This window comes from Mycobacterium sp. (assembly GCF_049280035.1).
Classification (GTDB): Bacteria; Actinomycetota; Actinomycetes; order Mycobacteriales; family Mycobacteriaceae; genus Mycobacterium.
Genome location: NZ_JBAPPI010000444.1, coordinates 1 through 2,349, shown reverse-complemented (window position 1 = coordinate 2,349; position 2,349 = coordinate 1). Strand labels below are relative to the sequence as shown.

The following is a 2,349-nucleotide window of genomic DNA, read 5'->3' as shown; positions in this document are numbered from 1 at the left end:
AGCCTGCGCGCCGGGCATGGATGCCGACATCCGGGTGCGCCCACCCGGACTGATCGCATTCACGGTGGCGCCGATCGACGCCAACTCCAGGCTCAGGGTTTGAGTCAGTCCGACGATCGCGGCCTTCGCAGCGCTGTAGTTGGTCTGCCCGAAGTGGCCGTGCAGACCGGCGCCGGACGTGGTGTTGATGATGCGGCCGTAGACCTTTCCGCCGGATTCCTTCGATTCCGCCCGCCACTTGCGGGCGACCGCGCGGCTGGTGAGCCAGCTGCCGCGGACGTGCACCCGCATCACCAGGTCGAAGTCGTCGACGGTCATGTTCCAGATCGCCTTGTCGCGCACGATTCCTGCGTTGTTGACGACGATGTCCAGCCGGCCCAGCTGCGAGTAGGCACGCTCCACAGCGAGGTCGACCTGCTCCTCATCGCCGACGTCGCTGAAGTCGGAAACTGCTGTGCCACCGCGGCTTTCGATGATCGCCACCACCTCGTCGGCCACCTTGCCGGTACCCTCGCCGGACAGGCTGGTGCCCAGGTCGTTGACGATCACGGTGGCGCCGTGCCTGGCCAATTCGAGGGCGTGGCCGCGGCCGATGCCGTGCCCGGCTCCGGTCACCAGGGCGACCTTGCCGTCGAGTAGTCCGGTCATGGGCTCTCCTCGCTTGGTGTGAAGACCGTCAGATAGGGGCTGTCGGGATCGGCGTCGTCGACCGGGCGGAAGATGGCGGTGACCGGCATTCCCACCCGAAGGTCGTCAGGGTCGGCGCCCTCGATCGTGGTCATCAGCCGTGGGCCTTCGGCCAGTTCGACGATCGCGGCCACATACGGCAGTCGCTCGTTGAAGGGCGCCAGATCGTTCACGTACACAGTCGAATACGTGTACAGGGTCCCGGCTCCGCTGGCCGCAACCGGATGCACGTCCTCGCTCCAGCAATGCGGGCAAAACGGGCGTGGGTAGTGGTGCACTCGGCCGCACGCCACGCATTCGGCGATCAGCAATTGACCCTGCCTGGCGGCCTCCCAGTAGGGAGCGCTGGCCGCGTCAATGGTGGGAATGTCAGCGCGAGCCACCCTCACCACCCAGTGAACTCGGTGGGACGCTTCACGATGAACGCCTGCACGCCCTCCTTGGAGTCGTGCGCATACGACTGGATCTCCTGCGCCATCGCCTCCGCGACGAATGCCCCGGACCGGTCGGTGTCGGGGGAGTCGTTGAGCAGCCGTTTGGTGAACGCGATCGCGGAAGTCGGCGCTCCGGCCAGCCGCCCGGCGAAGTCGGCTACCGTCGCGTCGAAGTCGGCGGCGCTCACCACCCGGTTCACCAGTCCCAGCGTGAATGCCTCGGTGGCCGAGAGTCTTTCACCGAAGAACGCCATCTCCTTGGCCTTCTGCATGCCGATGCGGCGGGGCAGTAGATAGCAGCCGCCGCCATCGACGACCAGTCCGCGCTTGACGAATGACTCTGCAAAGTAGGCGTTTTCGGTGGCGATCACCAGGTCGGAGGCGTACACGACGTGCGCTCCCAGCCCGGTCGCCGCGCCGTGCACCGCGGCGATCACCGGTTTGTTGCAGTCCAGCACACTGGCCACCAGCTTCTGGGCGCCGTTCATGATGCGCCGCGTCGGCTCCAGCACTCGTTTCTCGTCCTGCGCGCGTCGTTCGACAAGTGAACCCACGTCGGCGCCGGAGCAGAAGTGCTTGCCGTTGGCGCGCAGCACCACCACGCGCACCTTCTCGTCGGCGTCGGCGGCGGCCAGTAACGCGATGAGCGCATCACGGTCGTCGGGACGTACCGCGTTGGCGGCTTCGGGCCGGTTCAGGGTGATCGTCATGACGCCGTCCGCGACGTCGGACAGCACCGCCGCTTGTGTGTTCATGGTGTGTAGCTGGCCTTCAGGTGTTTGATGCCGTTGACGAAGTTCTACCTCAGCATGACCGGTTCGCCGGCCGCGGTGATGTCTGGGTAGCGCGCGTAGAGCATGCGGAACGCTACGTTCAACTCAAGCCGGGCCAGGTGGGCGCCCAGGCAGTAGTGTGGTCCCGGGCCGCCGAAGGCGATGTGGTTGTTGGGTTTTCGCGCGATGTCAAAGCGCTCCGGCTGGTCGAAGACAGCGGGGTCGCGGTTGGCGGCGGGATACCAGACCACGACCTTATCGCCGGCGTTGAAGGTGTGGGTGACTTCGCCCTGCGGGTCGGTCAGCGTCACGCCGTCGCGGGTCACCGTGCGGCGAAAGTGGATCACCGGGCTGGCGTACCGCAGGATTTCCTCGACCGCGGCGGGCGCCATGTCGTCGTAGTTCGCCAGCAGGCGGTCGCGCTGGTCAGGGTGCGCGCTGAGAATCCGCAGTCC

4 protein-coding genes are annotated in these 2,349 nt (G+C 66.5%); all 4 read right to left on the bottom strand.

The features are described 5' to 3' along the window. Positions 1-648: SDR family NAD(P)-dependent oxidoreductase (locus tag WAN71_RS14740; protein WP_422226042.1), on the bottom strand; the 648-nt coding region annotated here is incomplete at its 3' end. Next, positions 645-1,079: a Zn-ribbon domain-containing OB-fold protein gene (locus tag WAN71_RS14735; protein ID WP_422226041.1), complete on the bottom strand. Its 435-nt coding sequence runs from the start codon at positions 1,077-1,079 to the stop codon at positions 645-647. The genes WAN71_RS14735 and WAN71_RS14740, both read right to left, overlap by 4 nt. Beyond that, entirely contained in the window at positions 1,073-1,876 is an 804-nt protein-coding gene (locus tag WAN71_RS14730; RefSeq protein WP_422226040.1) for an enoyl-CoA hydratase/isomerase family protein, read from the bottom strand. Before WAN71_RS14730 ends, WAN71_RS14735 begins: the two co-directional genes overlap by 7 nt. 44 nt (positions 1,877-1,920) lie before the next feature. After that, positions 1,921-2,349: cytochrome P450 (locus WAN71_RS14725; protein WP_422226039.1), on the bottom strand; the 429-nt coding region annotated here is incomplete at its 5' end.